At 72.3% G+C, this 22,849-nt stretch carries 4 protein-coding genes; all 4 read left to right on the forward strand.

Annotated elements, in window-relative coordinates; genetic code table 11:
- The first annotated feature begins 8 nt into the window (after window positions 1-8).
- The 4 genes from asnB to ACZ59A_RS20985 are packed head-to-tail and all read left to right on the forward strand — an operon-like array spanning window position 9 to window position 22,832.
- Complete coding sequence (asnB, locus tag ACZ59A_RS20970; protein WP_470960585.1) at window positions 9-2,000, forward strand: asparagine synthase (glutamine-hydrolyzing); 1,992 nt, start codon at window positions 9-11, stop codon at window positions 1,998-2,000.
- The gene (locus tag ACZ59A_RS20975) at window positions 1,997-20,710 is read left to right on the forward strand and encodes an SDR family NAD(P)-dependent oxidoreductase (protein WP_470960586.1); all 18,714 of its coding nucleotides are present in this window, start codon (window positions 1,997-1,999) and stop codon (window positions 20,708-20,710) included. The genes asnB and ACZ59A_RS20975 overlap by 4 nt, the downstream gene beginning before the upstream one ends.
- Window positions 20,710-21,354: a non-oxidative hydroxyarylic acid decarboxylases subunit B gene (locus ACZ59A_RS20980; RefSeq protein WP_470960587.1), complete on the forward strand. Its 645-nt coding sequence runs from the start codon at window positions 20,710-20,712 to the stop codon at window positions 21,352-21,354. The genes ACZ59A_RS20975 and ACZ59A_RS20980 overlap by 1 nt, the downstream gene beginning before the upstream one ends.
- Window positions 21,351-22,832 (forward strand): UbiD family decarboxylase, encoded by a 1,482-nt coding sequence (locus tag ACZ59A_RS20985; RefSeq protein WP_470960588.1) that lies wholly within the window; start codon window positions 21,351-21,353, stop codon window positions 22,830-22,832. The genes ACZ59A_RS20980 and ACZ59A_RS20985 overlap by 4 nt, the downstream gene beginning before the upstream one ends.
- Window positions 22,833-22,849: the final 17 nt, after the last annotated feature.

A 22,849-nucleotide genomic window follows, 5' to 3' on the forward strand; every position in this document is an offset into this window, starting at 1 on the left:
TTACTCCCATGTGCGGACTTGCCGGTTTCCTTTCCGCTGAACTCCAGGGTGATGCCGCCCCCCAGGTCATCACCTCGATGCTGTCACTCATTCACCACCGCGGTCCGGACGAGGCGGGGTACTACCTCGACGACGGCATCGCGATGGGGGCCGTCCGCCTGTCGATCATCGATATCGCGGCGGGCTCACAGCCGATGTCGGACCGCTCGGGGCGGTACTGGATCTGCTTCAACGGCGAGCTGTACAACCACATCGAGCTGCGCGACGAGTTACGCGGGCTCGGCCGGAGGTTCCGCACCCACTCCGACACCGAGGTCGTGCTGCAGGCGTGGATCCAGTGGGGACCGGCCTGCCTCACCCGCTTCAACGGCGCCTTCGGCCTGGCCGTCCGGGACGCGGCCACGGGCGAACTCTTCCTCGCCCGCGACCGGTACGGCAAGCGCCCGCTCTTCTACGCCGACCGCCCCGACGCGTTCCTCTTCGCGTCCGAGATGAAGGCGTTCCGCGCGTTCCCCGGCTTCCGCTTCGAGCTGGACCCCCGGGAGCTGGCGTCGATCTTCGCCGTCTGGACGCCGCTGCCCGACCGCACCCCGTTCCGGGACATCCGCCAGATCCCGCCGGGCGGCCTCCTCGCCCTCCGCGGGGAGCGGCGCACGCTGAGCACATACGAACAGCTCCGCGTCGACGCGCCGCCGTTCACCGGAACCGAGGAGGACGCGGCCGCCTTCGTCCGCGAGGAGCTGCGCAGAAGCGTCGAGCTGCGGCTGCGCAGCGATGTCGAGGTCGGCGTCTACCTGAGCGGCGGGCTCGACTCGTCCATCGTCACCAAGCTCGCCACCGACCTCTCCCGCAACCAGGTGCGCACCTTCTCGGTCGAGTTCGAGGACAAGACCTTCGACGAGTCGGGCAGTCAGCGCAGCGTCGCCTCGCACCTCGGGACGCTCCACTCGTCGCTCGCCATATCGAGCGCCGACATCGTGGAGAACTTCCCCTCGGCGGTCTATCACGCCGAAGTCCCCGCGTTCCGCACCGCGTTCGTTCCGATGTATCTGCTGTCGCGCCATGTGCGGGATGCCGGGATCAAGGTGATTCTGAGCGGCGAGGGGGCCGATGAGGCGTTCCTCGGCTATTCGCTGTTCCGCGAGACCCTGCTGCGTACGTCGTGGCACGAGCTGTCGGACGAGGAGAAGGCGGCCAAGCTCGGCGGCCTCTACCCCGAACTCGGCCATTTCGGACCCGGTCACCGGAAGCATCTGACCGGACTCTTCAGCCAGTTCTCCACCGAGCGGCTGCAGGGGCTCTTCTCGCACGAACTCCGCTACCAGAACGGGCGGTTCGCGGTGCGGCTGCTCAAGGAGCGCGACGAGCCGTTCGGGGACGTCCTCGATCTCGTCGGGTCCACCCCCGGCTACGACGCGCTGTCGCCGACCCAGAAGGCGCAGTGGCTCGAATACAAGACCCTCCTCGCGGGTTATCTGCTGTCCACCCAGGGCGAGCGGATGAGCCTCGCGCACAGCGTGGAGAACCGCTGCCCGTTCCTCGACCCGGCCGTGGTGCGGGCGGCCGCGTCCGTGAACCTCCAGTACGACGACGGATTCCAGGAGAAGGCCATCCTCAAGAAGGCGTTCCGCGGCGAACTGCCCCAATCCAGCCTCACCCGGCCCAAACAGCCGTATCGCGCACCGGGTGCCGCCGCGTTCAAGGACCGGCGCCCCGAGTACATGGAACTGCTGCTCTCCGACGCCGAACTCGCCCATCTCGACTGCGTCGACCCGGTTTTCGCGCGCAAGCTCGTCAACAAGGTCATGTCGACGCCCGATCCCGAGATCAGCACCAAAGAGGATCAGGCGTTCGTCTATCTGCTCTCCACCGCGGTCCTCCATCACCAGTACGTGCGGAACACGGAGGACCGTGGGGGCGCGGAGCCCGATGCGCGCATGGAGATACGGACCGTTGTCGACCACCGTCTGTCCCGGCTGTCCGTCGGAGGTACGCGATGAATTCCGCCGCCAAGCCGATTTCTGCCACGCCGAACCCCGTTGCCGATGACATCGCCGTTATCGGGCTCGCGCTGCGGCTTCCCGGCGCCGACACCCTCGACGAGCTGTTCGGGCATCTGACCGCGGGCCGCTCGCTCATCTCCGAGGTGCCGCCCGAGCGGTGGTCGAAGGAGCGCTACTTCGGCGACCCGAGGCGCGGTGCCGAAAAGACCAGCAGCGTCTGGGGCGGCTTCCTCGACAACGCCGACTGCTTCGACGCCGCCTTCTTCCGCATCTCCCCGCGCGAGGCGGAGAGCATGGACCCGCAGCAGCGGTTCGCGCTCGAACTCGCCTGGAAGGCCATCGAGGACGCCGGATACCGGGCGAGCGAGTTCGCCGGGACCAGTACCGGCGTCTTCATGGGCGTGTGCCACGCGGATTACGCGGAGCTGATGGAACGCGACCGCGCGAAGACCGACGCCTATTTCCCCACCGGCACCGCCTATTCCATCATCTCCAACCGGGTCTCCTACTTCTTCGACTTCCAGGGCCCGAGCATCACCAACGACACCGCCTGCTCCAGCTCGCTGGTGTCCGTGTACGAGGCCGTGTCCGCCCTCCAGCGCGGCGAATGCGGGCTCGCCCTCGCCGGGGGCGTCAACCTGTGCTGGTCGCCCAAGCACTTCGTCGCCTTCAGCCAGGCCGGGATGCTCTCCCGCACCGGCCGCAGCCGCGCCTTCGACCAGAACGCGGACGGCTATGTGCGCGGCGAGGGCGGCGCCGTCCTGCTGCTGAAGCCCCTCGCCCGGGCCGTCGAGGACGGGGATCCCGTCCACGCCGTGATCAAGGGCATCGCGACCAACCACGGCGGCCGGACCAGCTCCCTCACTGTCACCAACCCCGTCGCGCAGGCGCAGCTGATCGAGGGGCTGTACACCCGCGCCGGAATCCGCCCGGAGACCGTCACGTATATCGAGGCGCACGGGCCCGGTACCCCGGTCGGCGACCCGATCGAGATCATCGCGCTCAAGCGGGCGTTCCAGAACCTGCATGCGGCGCAGGGCACCGAGGCGCTCCCGGCGACTTGCGGAGTCGGCTCGGTCAAGAGCAACATCGGACATCTGGAAGGCGCCGCGGGCGTCGCCGGAATGGCCAAGGTGATCGCCTCCCTGGCGGGCCGGACGCTGCCCGCCACCGCCGGGTTCGAGACGCGGAACAAGCTCATCAAGCTGGACGGCAGCCCCTTCTTCATCGTGGGCGACACCCAGCCCTGGGGCGATCCGGACCGGCAGGACGGGCCGCTGCGGGCGGGCGTCAGCTCGTTCGGCTTCGGCGGTACGAACGCCCATGTGGTCCTGGAGGAGTACGTAGGCGTAACCGACGACGAGCACGAGCGTGTCGACCACGTAGCGGCCCCGGAAGTCGTGCCGCTCTCCGCCCGGACGCCCGACCAGCTGCGCGACGTCGCCCGGGAGCTGCTGGCGCATCTGCGCACCCCGCACACCGGTGACGGCGCGGCGCGGCGGCTCGCCGACATCGCCTACACGCTGCGGACCGGCCGCGAGCCGATGGCCGCGCGTGTCGCGTTCGTCGTCGCGAGCCTGTCCGAACTCGGCGCGTCGCTCGCCGCGTTCGTGGACGGCGCACTCGCCGAGCCGGCCGTGCACGGGGATGCCCACGACACGCCCGAGCTGCTGCGCGCGGCGGCGCGCTGGGCCGAGGGCGAGACGGAGACGGTCGACGTGGCCGCGGTGCGTGGCGGGTACGGGGACGGGCGGCGCGTACGGCTTCCCACGTACCCGTTCGCGCGCGAGCGCCACTGGTTCCGGGCCGGTGAGGCGTCGGCGGAGGGTGACGGCGGTGCGCCGCAGCCGCCTGCTTCGCTCGTCCGGCGGAACACCTCCGATGCGCGCGAGCAGCGCTACAGCGCCACGTTCACCGGAGATGAGCCCTTCCTCGCCGCACACCAGGTGCGGGGCGCCCGGGTGCTGCCCGCCGCCGCCCATCTGGAGATGGCCCGAGCGGCGGTGGCGCAGGCCGCGGGAGCCGGGGCGGCGACGGGCCTTCGGCTGCGCGATGTCACCTTCCTGCGCCCCGTGGTGGCGGACGGCCCGTCGCTCGACGTCCATGTGGGCCTCGCCGCGGGGGATGGGCGCAGCTTCGGCTACCAGCTCTACACGGGCGCGTCCCCCCAGGACCCGGCGTACGTGATGCACAGCCGTGGCACCGCCGAGGTGGGCGCGCTCGACACGCCGGAGCCGGTCGATCTGGCGGCGCGGCGCACGGCGTGCCCCACGCGGCGCGCCCCTGACGACGTCTACGCCGCCTTTCATGACCAGGGGTTGGAGTACGGCGCCGCGATGCGCGGCCTGGCCGAGATCCACGTCGGCACGGACGAACTCGTCGCCCGCATCGCCCCGTCGGGCGCGGCGACGGACCTCGTCCTGCCGCCGAGCGTCCTGGACGCGGCGTTTCAGGGATCGGTGCTGTTGCTGCGGGAGGCGGGCGGCGGTGGCGTACGGCCTCAGGGCCCGGCGCTCCCGTTCGCCGTGGAGGCCGTGGAGGTCCACCGCCCCTGCCCGGAGGACACCTGGGCGTGGGTCCGGCGCCGCGCCGGTGGCGGGGCCTTGGACACGTTCGACATCGACCTGTGCGACGCGGAGGGCGCCGTCGCCGTACGGCTGCGCGGCCTGGTCCAGCGCCGGGCCCCTGTCGCGCCCGACAGCGCGCAGACGCCGGGCGCGGCACGCTCGGCCGCCCCCGGCGAGGGCCGTGTCGTCACGGCCACCTGCCGATGGGTGGACACCCCGCTGGTGACGGCGTCGGGCCAGAGCGAAGGCGGCCCCGCCGGGCAGGGGACGACCGTGCACGGCTTCGTCGTCGGGGACAGCCCGGCCGCGCGCGTGGCCGACGGCTTGCTCACGCGCCTGCCCGACGTCACCCGCGTTCGCGTCGCCGACGGCATCGACGCCGCCCTGGGCGTCGTCTTCGCCCGCGTTCAGGAGCTGATGCGGTCGCGTCCCCAGCACGCACACCGCGTCCTCGTCCTCGTCGACGACCGCGTACCCCGCCACTTCCACGCCCCGCTCGCCGGTCTTCTCCAGACCGCCGCCACCGAGAACCCCCTGGTCTCCGGGCGTGTCGTACGTATCGCCGGGCTCGACACGGCCGCCCCCGAGCGTGTCGCCGCCGTCATGGCCGCCGAAGCCGCCGCCCCCGTGGGTGTCGGCGAGGTCCGGTACGCCGACGACGGCACCCGCCAGGAGTGGCGGCCCGTGGACGTCGAGCTGGGCGAGGGGCCGCAGGCACCGCCGCTCAAGGACGGCGGGGTGTACTGGCTGACGGGCGGACTCGGCGGGCTCGGACGGCACTTCGCGCGGTACCTCGCGCGCTCCGGCCGGGTGACCGTCGTCCTGAGCGGCCGGTCGGCGGCCGGGGCCGCGAGCGACGCGGCCCTGCACGAACTGCGGGCCGCGGGCGTGGACGCGCACTACCGGGCCGTCGACGTCGGCCGCAGGGAGGACGTGGAGCAGGCCGTCCGCGCCATCACCCGCGACCACGGCTCGCTCGACGGGATCGTGCACGCCGCAGGAGTGTTGCGGGACGGCTACCTGCTCACCAAGGACGCGGCCGAGCTGCCCGCCGTACTGGAGCCGAAGGTGCGCGGCGCGGTGAACCTCGACGCCGCCACGCGCGACCTCGCGCTCGACTTCTTCGCCGTCTTCTCGTCCGTCGCCGGGGTGTACGGCAACTCCGGACAGGCCGACTACGCGGCGGCGAACGCCTTTCTGGACGCCTTCGCGCACCATCGGCAGGCGCTGGTGGACGTCGGGGAGCGGACCGGGCGGACCGTCGCCGTCAGCTGGCCGCTGTGGGCGGACGGCGGGATGACGGCCGACGCCGTGACCCGCGAAGCGATGCGCACACAGCGCGGCTGGGAACCACTGCCGACGGAGGACGGACTGCGCGTGTTCGGCCGCGTGCTGGGCGACGCGCCCGGGCATGTCGTCGTCGCGTACGGCGCGGACCCCACGCTCTCGCTCGCGCGCCGCGACGAGCGACCGGCCGCCCCCGCCGCGCCCCCGCCCGTCACGACCAGTGGCGATCTGACGGAGCCGACCGAGGCGCTGCTGAAGCGCATCCTCGGCGAGGTGCTGCACCACGACCCCGACGCGATGGACACCACCGTCAACCTGGTCGAGTACGGCATCGACTCGCTCGCCATCCTGGAGACCACCGCGCGCCTCGAAGAGCTCTTCGGCCCGCTGCCGAAGACGGTCTTCTTCGAGTACGTCACCATCGAAGGCGTCGCGGGCTACTTCCTCGCCTCGCACCGCGCGACGCTGGACACGATCCTGGGCGGGGAGGCCCCCGTCGAAGCGCCCACGGAAACTTCGACCGAGGCCGTCTCCACGGCCGTGGTGGCCGAGGCTTCCGCGTCGCACCCGCGCCGGGAAGAGGACGACTACCACGACATCGCCATCATCGGCATCTCCGGAACCTACCCCGGCGCCGACACCATGGACGAGCTGTGGTCGCTGCTCGAAGAGGGGCGGCACGCCTTCGAAGAGGTCCCGCGCGACCGCTGGGACCACGACGCGATCTACAGCCGCGACCGTGCCGTCCTCGGCAAGAGCTCCATCCGCACGGGCACGTTCCTGCGCGGCATCGACGCCTTCGACCCCCGCTACTTCCGTGTCTCCAAGCGCGACGCCGAGCACATGTCGCCGGAGGTCCGGCTGTTCCTGCGGACCGGGGTGGAGGCGCTGGAGGACGCGGGGTATTCGCGGGAAACCATTCAGCGGCAGTACGAGGGCGACGTCGGTGTGCTCGTCGGGGCGATGAGCAACCACTACGGCCTCTACGGCTTCCAGAACAGCCTGACCCGGGGTTCCTCGGCCAGCGGCAGCTACACCGGCACGCTCCCCAACATGCTCTCGTACTTCTACGGGCTCACCGGGCCGTCGATCTTCCTCGACACCATGTGCTCCGGGTCCTCGGCCTGCGTACACCAGGCCGTGCAGATGCTGCGCGCCCGTGAGTGCAAGATGGTCGTGGCCGGTGGGGTGAACCTTCTCCTCCACCCGTACAACCTCATCTCCTCCTCGCAGGAACACTTCACCACCGCGACCTCCGATGTGATCCGCAGCTTCGGGCTCGGCGCGGACGGGACGATCCTGGGGGAGGGCGTGGGGGCCGTCGTCCTCAAGCCGCTGGTCGAGGCCGAGCGCGACGGCGACCAGGTGTACGCGGTCATCAAGGGCACCGCGCTCACGAACGCGGGCGTACGCAACGGCTTCACCGTGCCCAGCCCCCAAGCGCAGACGCGGGCGGTCGAGAAGGCGATCGACGACGCGGGCGTGGACCCGCGGACGATCAGCTACGTCGAGGGGCACGGCTCGGGTACGTCGCTGGGCGACCCGATCGAGGTCAAGGCGCTCACCGACGCGTTCCGCAAGCACACCGAGGACACCCAGTTCTGCGCCCTCGGCTCGGCCAAGTCCAACCTGGGGCATCTGCTGCACGCGGCCGGAATGATCGGCTTCGCGAAGGTGATCCTGCAGCTCCGCAAGGGCAAGCTGGCGCCCTCGCTGCACAGCGACGAACTCAACCCGGACATCGACTTCAGCGGGACGCCCTTCCGCGTGCAGCGCGCACTCGCCCCCTGGGATCCGGTCGCGGTCAGGGAGGCCGACGGGCGTGTCGTCACCCAGCCCCGGCGCGCCGGAATCACCTCGATCGGCGCGGGCGGGATGAACTCGCACATCATCCTGGAGGAGTACGCGGGACGGACCGGCGACGCGCACGATGTCCGCGACGGACGCGACGAGTTGTTCGTCTTCTCGGCGATGACCGACGCCGCGCTGGACACCTCCCTCGCCCGCTTCCGCGCGTATCTGACCGAGGCGGACGAGTCCGAGCTGCCGTCGATCGCGTTCACGCTGCGCGTGGGCAAGAACGAACTCCCGCGGCGGTGGGCCTTCTTCGCCTCCGACACGCACGGCGCCATCGAGGCCATCGACCGCTATCTGGCGGGCGACCGCGACCTCACCACCGCGCTGAGCTGCGACGACCCGCGAGCGGCGGCCGCGCGCGACCTCGGCACGGTCTGGGCGGGCGGCAAGCGGGTCGACTGGGCGCGGCTCGGCGACCCGCGCCGGCTGCGGCGTGTCTCGCTCCCCGCCTACCCCTTCGACCGCGTGTCGTGCTGGGTGACCCCGGAGCCCGGCGCGCCGAGCGTGCTCGCCCCGCTCGCCCTGCGCGACAAGCTCCACCCGTTCCTGGGCCGCAACGAATCCGATGTCGACGGGCTGCGCTACACCCTCGACGTCCACCTCGACGACCTGCTCGACTACGGATTCCAGCGAAGCGGGGAACGGGACATCGTCCCGGCGTTCGCCTTGGATGTAGCGCTCGCCACCGCACGCATCTCCGGATTCCAGACCTCGCGGGTACGGGACTTCCGCGTCGTCGGGGCCATCGAGTGGACCGCCACCGAGCGCCTGATCACCACGTTGGACACGACACGCCCCGAGGCGGCTCGGGGAGCGGTCTTCACCGAGGACGCGTCGGGGACGCGTACACCGGTCATCGAATTCGACCTCACCACGGACGGCACGCCGGGCCCGGTGCCGCCCCGCGCAGCTGTCCGCTTCGACGCCGTACGCACCCTCGACCAGCCGCAGACGCTGGCCGAACTCGCCGAGGGCGGGCTCGACTACGAGCCCATGCTGTGCGGGATCGACAGCGCGAGCTGGCTGCGGGACGGACGGCTGGTGCTCGCGGTCACCGCGCCCGAGCTTCAGCGGGATCACACCAAGCCCCACGTCACCCTGCCCCCGCACGTTCTCGCGGCCCTCGACCAGGGCGCGCACCTCGTGGCGAAGAGCGCGGGGATGCCGCACTGGGAGCGGCAGACCTGGCGGCACACCGCCGACGTCCGCCTGCACGCCGCTGCCCCGGAGGTGGCGTACGCCGTGCTCGACCTGGCCGCCGAAGCGGGCGCCCTGGCCGGGAGCGTCACGCTGCTCGGGGCGGGCGGCGAGGTCGCGATGGAGCTGACGGGCGTGCGCTACGGGGACCACGACACACCCGGGCAGGACACACCCCGGCACGAGGCACCCCAGCACGAGGCACCCCGGCGCGACACACCGAGCAACGGCGGGACCGTCGCCTTCGTGGTGGACGAACTGCGTGGCATGGCCTCGGACATCCTCAAGTTCGACGCCGACGAACTGGACGTGCACACGGGCTTCGACGCCTTCGGCTTCGACTCGATCTCGCTGGTCACCTTCTCCAAGCGCATCCACGACCGGTTCGGCATCGACGTCAGCCCGGCGGTCTTCTTCGACGTCCGCACCTTCGACGCGCTGGGCCGCCACCTCGCCGCCGAGTACGAGGAGCCGGTCCGCGCGGCACACGAAACGCCAAAGCCATCACACGCCGCACAGCAGCCCCGATCCGAGGCGGCGACCCCCGTCCCGTCCGGCGAAGACGACGGCCCCGTACCCATCGCCGTCATCGGCGCGGCGGGACGCTTCCCCGGCGCGCCCGACCTCGACACGTACTGGGCGAACCTCATCGAGGGCAAGGACTCGGTCGCGGAGTTCCCGGCCCACCGCTACGACGCGACCTACCAACGCGTCGTGGACGAGGCCGACTTCCCGCGCCACGCGGGCGTTCTCGACGACGTGGACGCGTTCGACGCCGGGTTCTTCCGGATCTACCCGCGCGAGGCCGAGCTGATGGACCCGCAGCACCGGCTGGCCCTCGAAACGGTGTGGGGCGCACTGGAGGACAGCGGGCACACCCGCGCGGACCTCCCCCGTAACACCGGGCTGTTCCTGGGCGTGTCGGGGACGGACTACGCCACGCTGCTCACCACGTACGGCGTGCAGCCGGACGCGTTCACCTCCACCGGCAACGCGCACTCGATGCTGGTCAACCGCGTGTCGTACGTGCTTGACATCCGCGGTCCGAGCCAGCCGGTCGACACCGCCTGCTCCAGTTCGCTCATCGCGGTCCACCGCGCCCTCGACGCCCTGCGCACCGGCGTGTGCGACGTGGCGATAGCGGGCGGGGTGAACCTGCTGCTCAGCGTCGACACGTTCGTGAGCGCGCAGCGCGCGGGCATGCTCAGCCCGGACGGCCGGTGCAAGACCTTCGCCCGGGACGCGGACGGCTACGTACGCGGCGAGGGCGTCGGCGCCGTCGTCCTCAAGCCCCTGGCCGCCGCGGAACGCGACGGCGACGCGATCCTCGCGGTGCTGCGCGGCAGCGCCGAGAACCACGGCGGCCGGGCCAACTCGCTCACCGCGCCCAACGCCGATGCCCAGACCGAGCTGGTGACGGCCGCGCTGGGCGGCCTCGACCCGGACACCATCGGCTACGTCGAGACGCACGGCACCGGGACCGCGCTCGGCGATCCCGTCGAGGTGCGGGCGCTGCAGTCCGCGTTCCGGCGGGCGGGCGGCGGCGATTCGGCCACCTGCGGACTCGGATCCGTGAAGTCGAACATCGGCCATCTGGAGGCCGCCGCGGGCATCGCCGGGCTGCTGAAGGTGATCCTGTCCCTGCGCCACGGAGTGCTCCCGGCAACCCGCCACTGCGCGGAGATCAACCCGTTCATCCAGCTGGACGACGGCCCCTTCCACATCGTGCGCGAGAACGAGCCGTGGCCGCGCCCCGTGGCCGCGCCGCGCCGCGCGGGCGTCAGCAGCTTCGGCTTCGGCGGCTCCAACTGCCATGTGGTGGTGGAGGAGTACGTGCCGAAGGCCGTCACACGCGGCGATGGCGGACCGTCGGAGGAGGGCGCGCGCGTCATCGTCCCGATCTCGGCCCGTACGGACGAACAGCTCCGGCAGGTCGCGGGCCGGCTCCTCGCGCACCTCGGCGACCCCGGCCGGTCGGACGCACTGCCCTCCATCGCCTGGACGCTGCAAACCGGGCGCGAGGCGATGGAGCGGCGCGCCGGCTGGGTGGTGGCCTCGCGGGAGGAACTCGCCGACAGGCTAAGGGTGTTCGTGGAGAACGGTGAGCGCGGCGGCGCGCCGGGCGGTGACCTCGGTGGGTTGCTCACCCGCTGGACCGAGGGCGACACCGTCGAGTGGCGCACGCTGTACGGGGCGGACACCCCGCTCCGCGCCCGCCTGCCCACGTACCCCTTCGCCCGCGAGCGCTACTGGATCCCCGGCACCGAAGCCCCCGGCAACAAGCCCTCCGAGGACGACACCGACACCGACACCTCGGCGCAGAGCCTCCTGCCCGTCATCGGGACGACCCTGCTCGTCCCGATGTGGACCCCGCAGCCCGCGTCCCCGGGCGATGACGACGGCGCCGGCACCGAGCACACCTACGCCCGCCACCTGGTGATCCTGTGCGGGGCGACGGCCACCGCGCGGGCCGCCGTCGAGCGACGTGTCCCGGGCGCCCGCTGCCACACCGTCACCACGGCCAAGCAGCGCCTCGACAGCCGCTTCAGGGACCTCTCACGGCAGGTCTTCGAGGCGGTGCGCGAACTGGCCGCCGAGCCTGCCGAAGGCCCCGGCGCCACCCTCGTGCAGGTCGTGGTCCCGACGGACGGCGACGACTCGACCCAGCTGGCGCTGGCGAGCCTGCTGCGCACGGCGGCGCTCGAAACCCCCCGGTTCATGGGCCAGGTGATCGGCCTGGACGGCGCCGCCACGGACGACGCCACGGCCACCGCCGTCGCGGACAACGCACGCGGTACGGACGGCGATGTCATCCGCTACGACGACGGCGTACGCACCGTCCAGACCTGGGATGTCCCGGCCCCGAACGCGGCGGCGGGCATCCCGTGGCGCGCGGGCGGCACGTACCTCATCACGGGCGGGGCGAGCGGCATCGGCGCCATCGTCGCCCGCCACATCGCCCACGGTGTGGAGCGCCCGACCCTCGTCCTGGTCGGCAGGCGGGCGAGGGACGGCCACATCGACACGCTCCTCGACGAACTGCGCTCCGCCGGTGCCGTGGCCCGCTACGCACGCGCCGACATCTCGCGCTGGGAAGAGGTCCGTCACCTGGTCGCACGCGTCCGTGAGGACATCGGCGAGGTGCACGGCATCGTGCACTCCGCGGGTGTCATCCGCGACGCCAGGCTCGCGAAGAAGACGGCACAGGAGTGGGAAGACGTCCTCGCGCCCAAGGTCGACGGCCTCATCCACCTCGACCGCGCCACCGCGGGCGAACCGCTCGACTTCCTCCTCACCTTCTCCTCCGGCTCCGCCCTCACCGGAAATCCCGGCCAGGCGGACTACGCCACCGCCAACGCCTTCCTGGACGCCTACGCCACGCTCCGCACCGCCCGCGTCGCCGCCGGGGAGCGCTCCGGGCGCACCCTGTCGATCGCGTGGCCGCTGTGGAAGGACGGCGGGATGGCGGTGGACGAGGCGACGCGCGCGTACCTCTGGCACAGCCGCGGCCTCGTCCCCATGGAGTCGGTCGACGGGCTCGCCGCCCTCGTCCGCGCCTGGCGGCTCGGCGCGGAGCGGGTGTGGGTGCACCACGGCGACCCGGACAAGGCGCTGTACTCGGCCACGTTCCGCACCCCGGACACCACCCCCGGCACCCCGGACACCGCCACCACCCCCGTCCTGCGGCCACTGCCGAGGCGCGCCGGACACGCCCAGCGCGCCGGGCGCGAGGCGCTGCACCACCTCCTCGACCTCTTCGCCCGCGTCACCAAGGTTCCGCGCGATGCCGTGGACGCCGATGAGCCGATCGGTGCGACGGGACTCGACTCCATCATGGTCGTGCAGCTGAACAAGGAGCTCTCCGCCGTGTACGGCGATGTCTCCAAGACCCTCTTCTACGAACACCCGACGCTGCGCGCGGTCGCCGGACACCTCGCGACGGAGCATGCGTCACCGGCCCCCGAGGACACCGCCCCTGTGGACACAGCCCCCGTGGAGACCACCGTGACACCACCCGACCCCGCACGCCGGCCCGACCTCTCGGCCGCCCCCTCGCCCGGGGCGCGTGAGCCCATCGCCATCATCGGCATGAGCGGCCGCTACCCGCGGGCCGAGAACCTGACCGCCTTCTGGGAGAACCTGAAGGCGGGCCGCGACTGCGTCAGCGAGATCCCGGCCGACCGCTGGCCGCTGGACGGCTTCTACGAGCCGGACCGCGCGACCGCCGTCGCCACCGGCCGCAGCTACAGCAAGTGGGGCGGTTTCCTGGAGGACTTCGCGGCGTTCGACCCGCTCCACTTCCAGATCGCGCCGCGCGACGCGTACGCCATGGATCCGCAGGAGCGCCTGTTCCTCCAGGCGTCGTGGGAAGTGCTGGAGGACGCCGGGTACGCACGCGAGGAGCTGGCGCGCCGCCACCAGCGCCGGGTCGGGGTGTTCGCGGGCGTCACCAAGACGGGCCACGCCCGGCACGGCGTGGCGCGGCTGCCCTCGGGGGAGACGGCGGCCCCCGTGGTCTCCTTCGCCTCCCTCAGCGCCCGTACCTCGTACGTTCTCGATCTGCGCGGGCCGAGCCTGACGCTCGACACGATGTGTTCCGCGTCGCTCACCGCCATCCACGAGGCGTGCGAGCATCTGCACCAGGGCGCGTGCGAAGTGGCCATCGCCGGTGGCGTCAACCTCTATCTGCATCCGCGGGACTACATCGAACTGTGCGGCTCCACCATGCTGTCGGCCGACGCGCACTGCCGGAGCTTCGGCAGCGGTGGCGACGGCTTCGTACCCGGTGAGGGCGTTGGCTGCGTCCTGCTGAAGCCGCTCTCGCGCGCCGTCGCGGACGGCGACCGGGTGCTCGCGGTGATCCGCGGGACGAGCATCAACCACGGTGGCCGCTCCAACGGCTACACCGTGCCGAACCCGGGCGCCCAGGCCGAGCTGATCCGGGACGCGATGACCCGCGCGGGTGTGTCCGCCCGCGAGGTGAGCTACGTCGAGGCGCACGGCACCGGAACGGAGCTGGGCGACCCGATCGAGGTGAAGGGCCTGACCCTCGCCTTCCAAGAGGACACGGCGGACACGCGGTACTGCGCGCTCGGCTCGGTGAAGTCGTCCATCGGCCACTTGGAGGCCGCGGCGGGCATCGCCGGGCTGACGAAGGCCGTGCTCCAGCTCCGCCACGGACAGCTCGCGCCGAGCCTCCACGCCGAGGAGCCGAACCCCAACATCGCCTTCGAGCGGACCCCGTTCTTCGTCCAGCGCGAGCTGGGCGCGTGGGAGCCGGACGGGCCACGCATCGCGTCCGTCTCGTCGTTCGGCGCGGGCGGCTCCAACGCGCATGTGATCGTGGAGGAGTACGCCACCGAGCAGCCGCCTCCCACGGGCGCGGCCGACGGCGCCGAGCACATCGTCGTCCTCTCGGCCCGTACGCCGGAGCAGCTGCACACCTCGGCCGCACGCCTCGCCACGTTCCTCGACACCCAGGACGTCCGGCTGGCCGATCTCGCCTTCACCCTCCAGGTCGGGCGCGAGGCAATGAAGGAACGGCTCGCGGTGGTGGCGGCATCCGTGCCCGAACTGCGCGAGGCGCTGCGTGCGTACGCGGACGGCGGCTACGCCGAGGGGATTCCGGGCGTGTACCGGGCCACCGCGGGCCGTGCGCAAGGCGCCCTCGCCGAGCTCGCCGCCGACGACGACCTGCGGGAACTGCTGGTCCAGCGCTGGGCCCGGGCCGGGAAGGCGGCCAAGCTCGCGGCCCTGTGGGCCGAGGGCGTGGAGCCCGACTGGCATGTGCTGCACGCACCGGCGGCGCGGCGGCGGATCGCGCTGCCCACGTATCCGTTCGCCAAGGACCGGTACTGGATCGGGGACCTCGATCCGGTACCGGTGGCGGACGCGCCACGCGGCACCGTGCCGTCCGTAACCCCGGCGCCGCCCGTGCCACAGGCCACCGTGGCCGACGCATCCCCCGACGCCCAGGTGGCCCGCGTGGTGCGCGACAAGCTCGGCAAGGCGCTCGCGATGCGGGAGAACGAGGTCGAGGGCGGCCACGCCTTCGCCGACTACGGGCTCGACTCCATCCTCGGTGTCCGCCTCGTCCATGAACTCAACGAGACCCTGGCGCTCGACCTCCCGACGAGCGTCATCTACGACCACAGCACGGCGGACCGCCTCATCGCCCACATCCTGGGCGCCCACCGCCCCGTCGTCACCCGCACCGAGCCCCGGCCGGTTCCGAGCGGCACCGCCCCCGCGACCCCGCGGCCGCCGATCGCCATCGTCGGGATCAGCGGCCGGTTCGCCGGGTCCGACTCCCCGGCCGACCTGTGGGAACACCTCGCGGCGGGCCATGACCTCGTCGGCGAGGCCACCCGCTGGGATCTGAAGAGCACGCGGAACGGCGGCGCGAAGCGCTGCACACGCGGCGGTTTCCTCGACCACATCGACGCGTTCGATCCGCTGTTCTTCAACATCTCCGGCGTCGAGGCCGCCCTCATGGATCCGCAGCAGCGGCTGCTCCTCGAAGAGTCCTGGAAGGCCCTGGAAGACGCGGGATACGCGGGCCACCGGATGAACGACGTCCGCTGCGGCGTCTACGTCGGCTGCTGGGACGGCGACTACCAGGAGCTGCTGGGCGAGGACGCCCCCGCCCAGGCATTCTGGGGCAACACGGCGTCGTTCATCCCCAGCCGGATCTCCTACTTCCTGAACCTCAAGGGTCCCGCCATCGCGGTGGACACCTCCTGCTCCAGCTCCCTCGTCGCCATCGACCTGGCCTGCAAGGACCTGGCGTCGGGCGAGACCACGATGGCGCTCGCGGGCGGGGTGTACGTCCAGTCGACACCCCGGCTGTACGACCTGGCCGGGCGCGCCGGGATGCTCTCGCCGACCGGCCGCTGCCACACCTTCGACCAGCGCGCCGACGGTTTCGTCCCCGGTGAGGCGGTCGGCGCGCTGGTGCTGAAGCGGCTGGACGACGCCCTCGCCGACGGGGACCACGTCCACGGCGTGATCCGCGCGTCGGGCGTCAACCACGACGGCGCGACCAACGGCATCACCGCGCCCAGCTCCGCGTCCCAGGAGAGCCTGCTGCGCGAGGTGTACGACGCGTACGGCATCGACGTGGAGCACATCCAGCTGGTCGAGGCGCACGGCACGGGCACCAGGCTGGGCGATCCGATCGAGTTCCAGGCGCTCACCCGGGCGTTCCGCGAGGGCACGGACAAGTCGGGCTACTGCGCGCTGGGTTCGGTGAAGACCAACCTCGGCCACACCCAGCACGCGGCGGGTGTCGCGGGTGTCTTCAAGGTGCTGCTTGCACTGAAGCACCGACAGATTCCCGCGTCGCTGCACTTCGAGACCGCGAATGAGGCGGTGGCGCTCGACGGCAGCCCGTTCTACCTGAGCACGCGCACCCACCGCTGGGAGACGGCCCCGGGGATGCCGCGCCGCGCCGTCGTCAGCTCGTTCGGCGCGAGCGGCACCAACGCGCATCTCGTCATCGACGAGGGGCCCGCTCCCGTCCGCGTTCCGGCGCCGCGGCCCGCGTATCTCGTCGCCCTCTCGGCACACTCGCGCGACCAGCTCGCCCAGCAGCTGACCCGGCTGGCCGCCCACCTCCGGCGCGAACCCGGGCTCGACTGCGGCGACATCGCGCACACGCTCCTCGCCGGGCGCGAACACTTCGCGCACCGCTTCGCCTGCGTCGTCCGCGACCGCGAGGAACTGGTCCGGGTGCTGGACGAAGGGCTCGGCGGGCCGCGCGCGTTCACCGGGGAGACGGTGGCGCGGGGCGGTGAAGCGGACGGCACGGACGGCACCCGGCTCGGCGAGGAGACGCTGCGCCGCTGCTCCGGCGGCACGGAGCACACCGACGCGCCGCTCGCGTACCGCACGGATCTCGAACTGCTCGCCGAGCTGTTCGTCCAGGGCGCGGCGCTCGACTACGCCGCGGTGTTCCCCGAGAGCGCGCGGCGCCGGGTGCCGCTGCCGACGTACCCGTTCGCCCGCGAGCGCCACTGGCCGACGATGCCCGAGGCGGCGCCGACCGCCCCCGAAGTCCCCGCCGTACGCCACCCGATGATCCCCGAGCCCTCGGCCGACGCGGACGGAGGCCACCGTGCCACGGCCACGCTGACCGGCGACGAGTCCTATCTGCGCGACCACACGGTCCACGGCCGCCGGATCCTGCCCGGGGTGGCGCACCTCGAAATGGCGCGGGCGACCGCGGCCCATGCGCTCGGCGCCGACGCCACCACCCCGCTGCGGATGCGCAACGTCACCTGGGTGCAGGCGCTCGCCGTCGAGGGCGCGCCCGTGGACGTCGAGGTCCGGGTGAGGCCGGTCCGGGACGGCGGTGTCTCCTTCGATGCCACCTCCCACACCTCCGAGGCATCCGTCCACAGCGAAGGCCGCGTCGCGCGGTCGGACACCCCGCGCCCGGCGCCCCTCGACCTCGCGGCCCTGCGCGCCAACTGCCCGGCCACGGTGTCCGCGGCACGCGTCGCCGACGCGCTGCGGGGCATGGGCATCGTGCACGGCGCGTCGCTGCGCGCGATCGAGGAGGCGTACGTCGGCCCCGGCGTCGTCGTCGCCCGCCTCGCCCTCCCCGACGCGGCCGACCACGCGAACGACGGGCCGTACGTCCTGCACCCGGCCATGATGGACTCGGCCATCCAGGCATCGATGGCGCTGCATCTGGCCGAGGGGGAGGGCCCCCGGGACACCGCGATCCCCTTCGCGCTCGACCGGCTCGAACTCTTCGCCCCGTGCACCCCGGCGATGTGGGCCGTCGTCCGCGTCGCGGACGGCGCGCAGCCGGTGACCGCGCTCAGCAGGCTCGACATCGATCTCGTGGACGACACCGGCGCGGTGTGCGTGGCCATGACCGGCTACACCTCGCGCCGCGTGCCCGAGCCGGTGCCGTCGCTGTACGCGCCCGTATGGGAGCCGCTGGCGGCCACCGCGTTCGGCGCCCCCGTACCGTCCGCCGCGGACCGCGTCCTGGTCGTCGGCGGCACCGCCGGACAGCGGACGGCCATCAGCGCACAGAGCCCGCACACCACCGTGTGGAGCCTCGCACCGGACGCGTCGACCGACGAGGTCACCAGCGCGTTGCGGGCCGCGGGACCGCTCGGCCACCTCGTGTGGATCGCACCCGACACCGGGCTGGAAACCACCGACGCCGCCGGTCTCGTCGCCGCCCAGCAGGACGGTGTCCTCGCGGCCTTCCGCATGGTCAAGGCGCTGCTGCGGACGGAGCACGACACCCGGCCGCTCGGCCTGACCCTGGTCACCCGGCGCGCCGTCCCGGCCCATGCCACCGATGAGATCCGGCCCGTCCACGCCGGGCTGCACGGCCTCTTCGGATCGCTGGGGCAGGAGTACCCGAACTGGACCGTCCGCCGCCTCGACCTGGACGGCGACACCGAGTGGCCCACGGATCTCACCGCGCTGCCCGCGCATTCCCACGGCGACACCTGGGTGCGCCGCGCGGGCCAGTGGCTCGGCCGCCGACTGGCCCCGTGCGACGCGGCGGCCACCGGCACCGAGTGCTACCGCGAGGGCGGCGTCTACGTCGTGATCGGCGGTGCGGGCGGCCTGGGAGCGGCCTGGACCGCGCATGTGGCCGAGCGCTACGGCGCGCGGGTCGTGTGGATCGGACGCCGCGGACGCGACGCGGAGATCGACGCCAAGCTGCGTGCCATCCGGGGCCGGGGCGAGGTGAGTTACCTCGCCGCGGACGCCACGGACCCCGCGGCGCTGGCCCGCGCCCGCGCCGAGATCATCGACCGGTACGGGCGTATCGACGGTGTCGTGCAGGCGGCCCTGGTGCTCCGCGACCAGAGCCTGGCCAACATGGACGAGGGCACGTTCCGCGCGAGCCTGGCGGCCAAGGTCGACGCGAGCGCGGCCATGGCGGCGGTGTTCGCCGACGACGACCTCGACTTCGTTCTCTTCTTCTCCTCGATCCAGTCGTTCACGACCGCGGCCGGGCAGAGCAACTACGCGTCCGGCTGCACCTTCGCCGACGCGTACGCCCACGCCCTGTCCGGGCAGTGGCGGGGACCGGTGAAGGTGATGAACTGGGGCTGGTGGGGCAGCATCGGCAGCGTCGCCTCCGACTTCCACCGCGAGCGCATGGCCCGCTGGGGGCTGCTCTCCATCGAACCGCCGGAGGGGATGGCCGCGCTCGACACCCTGGTCGGCGGCCCGCAGCAGCAGCTCAGCTTCGTCAAGCTCACCGACCCGGCCGCGCTTCAGCCGATCGACCCGGCCACCCGCCTGACCGTCTACGAACGCGACCCGGCCACCCGCATCCCCGCCGACGCCCTGATGGCCCGCTCCGGCCTCGCCGACAGCCAGGAGATCCTGCGCACGGTGGCCGACTGGCGCGCCGAACGCGACGCCCTCCTCGGCCGCATGACCCGCGGCCACCTGACGGCCATGGGCGTCGTACGGGACGGCGAGACCTACGACACCGCCGCCGACCTCACCGCGCTCCGGGAACGCGGCGGCATCCTCGACCGCTACACCACCTGGCTGGACCACGCGCTGCGGACGATGCCCGACGAGGCACCGCCGCTCGACGCGCTGAACCGCGAGTGGAAGGAGCGCTGCGCCGAGTGGTCCGCCGACCCCGACAAGCGGGCCGAACTGCGGCTGGTCGACGCCACGCTCGGCGCCCTGCCGGACATCCTGACCGGCCGCACCCGGCCGACCGACATCATGTTCCCGCGCGGCTCCGTCGAACTCGTGGAGGGCTGCTACAAGAACAACCGCGTGGCGGACACCTTCAACCGCGCCATGGCGGACGCCGCCGTCGGCGTCGTGTCCGAGCGGCTGCGCCGCGACCCCGGCGCGCGGCTGCGCGTCCTGGAGATCGGCGCCGGTACCGGTGGCACGAGCGTGGGGCTGTTCGCGGCGCTGCGGCCCTACCAGGACCACATCGAGACGTACACGTACACCGACCTGTCGAAGGCGTTCCTGAACCACGCGCAGAGCGAGTACGGGCCGGACGTGCCGTACCTCGACACCGCCCGCCTCGACGCCGAACAGCCGCTCGCCGCGCAGGGCATCGAGGTCGGCGGCTACGACCTCGTCGTCGCCGCCAACGTCCTGCACGCCACCCGGGACACCCGCACCACCCTGCGCAACGCCAAGTCGGCGCTGCGCGACGGCGGTTGGCTGCTGCTGAACGAACTGTGCTCGTTCGATGTGTTCAGCCACCTCACCTTCGGGCTGCTGGAGGGCTGGTGGCTGTTCGAGGACGCGCCGCTGCGCATCCCCGGCTCGCCCGCCCTGTCGCCCGAGAGCTGGCGGGACGTCCTGCACGGCGAGGGGTTCCCGTCGGTGGTCCTCGTACTGCCGCAGGCCCGGGCGCTCGGGCAGCAGATCATCGCGGCCGAGAGCGACGGCATCGCCCGGCGGCCGGTGCCCGCGCCCGCCCCCGCTCCCGATCAGCCCTTGGCCACCGCGTCCGCGCCTGCCGATGAGCCCGAGCCTGCCGGTCCCTCCGACGAGGCCCGCGCCGAGACGATGGTGGCGTACCTCCGGGAGAAGGCCGCGGCCACGCTCAAGATCCCGGCGGAGAAGGTCGATCCGTCGGTGTCGCTCATCCACTACGGCATGGACTCGATCCTCGTCCTGCAACTCGCCAACGCGCTGCGCGAGGACTTCGACGACGTCTCGCCGACCCTCCTCTTCGACGCCGAATCGGTGGACGAGCTGTCCGCCCACTTCCTCGACACCTACCGCGACCGCGTGGACGCCCTCGTGCTCCGACGCGGCCAGGAGGCGTGATGGCGCTGCCGATGGACGACCCCGCACCCGCCAGGATCGTGGTGGGCATCACCGGCGCCACCGGGGCCGTGCTGGGCGTGCGGCTGCTGGAGCGGCTGCGCGAGCACGGCGGGGTGGAAACCCACCTGGTGATCAGCCGCTGGGCGCGCTCCACCATCGAGTACGAGACCTCGATGAGCGTCCGCGAGGTGGCCGCGCTCGCCGACGTCACCCACCACCCGGAAGACCAGGGCGCGGCCATCTCCTCGGGCTCCTTCCGCACGGACGGCATGGTCATCGTCCCGTGCAGCATGAAGACCCTCGCGGCGATCCGCATGGGCTTCGCCGACGGCCTGGTGGCCCGCGCCGCCGACGTCACCCTGAAGGAGCGCCGCAGGCTGGTGCTGGTGCCCAGGGAGACCCCGCTGAGCGAGATCCATCTGGAGAACATGCTCGCGCTGTCCCGCATGGGCTCGGTGGTACTGCCGCCGATGCCCGCCTTCTACCAGCATCCGGCCACGGCGGACGACATCGTCGACCACACCGTGACCCGGGTGCTCGACCAGTTCGGCATCGACACGCCCAAGGCGTACCGCTGGAACGGGATGCGCGACGCCCGGCAACACGCCCGACCCCGACCCCGAGGCGAGGACGAACAGTCATGAACCACCTGACCAGTCTGCGCGATTACCTGGGAGCCCTGGCCAAGCTGGACGACCTGCGGGTCGTCGACGACGAGGTGGACGCCGAACTGGAGATCGGCGCCATCGCCCGCTACGCCACCGAGCACCGGGCCCCGGCCCATCTGCTGTCCCGCGTCCGGGGGTTCACGCCCGGCTTCCGGGTGCTCACGGCGCCCGCCGCGTACAGCAGCGTGCCCGAGAGCCCGTACGCCCGGGTCGCGCTCTCCCTCGGGCTCGACCCGGCCACCCGGCCGCTGGAGCTGCTGGACGGGCTGGTCGCCGCCCAGGCCGCCGACCCCGTCCCGCCCGTCACGGTGGCATCGGGGCCCTGCCAGGAGAACGTCCTGCTCGGCGCGGACGCCGACCTGACCCGCTTCCCGTTCCCGCTGCTGCACCGCGGCGACGGCGGACGGTACGTGAACACCATCGGCACTTTCGTGCTGCGCAGCCCCGACCGCCGCTGGACCAACTGGGGCATCGCGCGGGCCATGCTGCACGACGCGCACCGCATGGCCACCTTCACCGGTTCGCCGCAGCACATCGGCCTCATCGACGACATGTGGCGCGAACGCGGCGAGCGCACCCCCTTCGCGCTGGTCCTCGGCGCCGAGCCCGCCGTCCCGTTCGTGTCCACCATGTCGCTGCCGGAGGAGGTGGACGAGGCCGCCTACCTCGGCGCCTACTACGGGCGGCCGGTGGAGCTGGTCCGCTGCCGGACCGTCGACCTGGAGGTGCCCGCCACCGCCGAGATCGTCATCGAGGGGTACATCAACCACGACGAGCGGATACCGGAAGGCCCGATGGGCGAGTTCGCGGGCTACATCCCCGACTGGTCGGTGGAGCTGCCCGCGTACACCGTCACCGCCATCACCCACCGTGACGACCCGATCATGCCGGTGGTGTGCGCGGGCAAGCCGGTGGACGAGGACCACACGCTCATCGGGCTGACCCACTCCGCCCGCTGGACCCACTATCTGCGCGAGAAGGGCCTGCCGATCGCCGCGTCCTGGATGATCCCGGAGACCGCGGTCCATGTCATGGCCGTCACCGTGGACCGTGACTGGCGGACACGCACCGGCTTCACCTCCTCCGAGCAGCTGTGCCGGGCCATCGGCGAGGCGTGCGACGCCTTCCCGCACGGGGGGTGGTGGGTCACCCGGCTCCTGATCCTGGACGATGACATCGACCCGACCGACCTGCGCGACGTGCTGTGGGGCTTCGCCACCCGCTCGCACCCCACCACCGGCATCCACGTCCTGCCCGACACCGCCATCATGCACCTGATGGTGTGCTACTCCGACGAGGAGAGGGAGACCGGGCGGGGCCCGACCGTCCTGTTCGACTGCCTCCGCGACGACGAGCTGAACATCGCCTCCTTCGCCGAGAACTACCCGCCGTCCGTACAGGAACGCACCCGCCAACTGCTCGCGGGCGCCCGGCCGCTGGGGGACTCTCTCTAGGCTGCGCAAAGAGCGGT

The sequence above is a fragment of the Streptomyces sp. NPDC040405 genome, from assembly GCF_055595765.1.

Bases quoted from the DNA above. Each gene is read 5' to 3' on its own strand.
- asnB (WP_470960585.1), top strand. From the start codon at position 9: ATGTGCGGACTTGCCGGTTTCCTTTCCGCTGAACTCCAGGGTGATGCC.
- ACZ59A_RS20985 (WP_470960588.1), top strand. From the start codon at position 21,351: ATGAACCACCTGACCAGTCTGCGCGATTACCTGGGAGCCCTGGCCAAG.
- ACZ59A_RS20980 (WP_470960587.1), top strand. From the start codon at position 20,710: ATGGCGCTGCCGATGGACGACCCCGCACCCGCCAGGATCGTGGTGGGC.
- ACZ59A_RS20975 (WP_470960586.1), top strand. From the start codon at position 1,997: ATGAATTCCGCCGCCAAGCCGATTTCTGCCACGCCGAACCCCGTTGCC.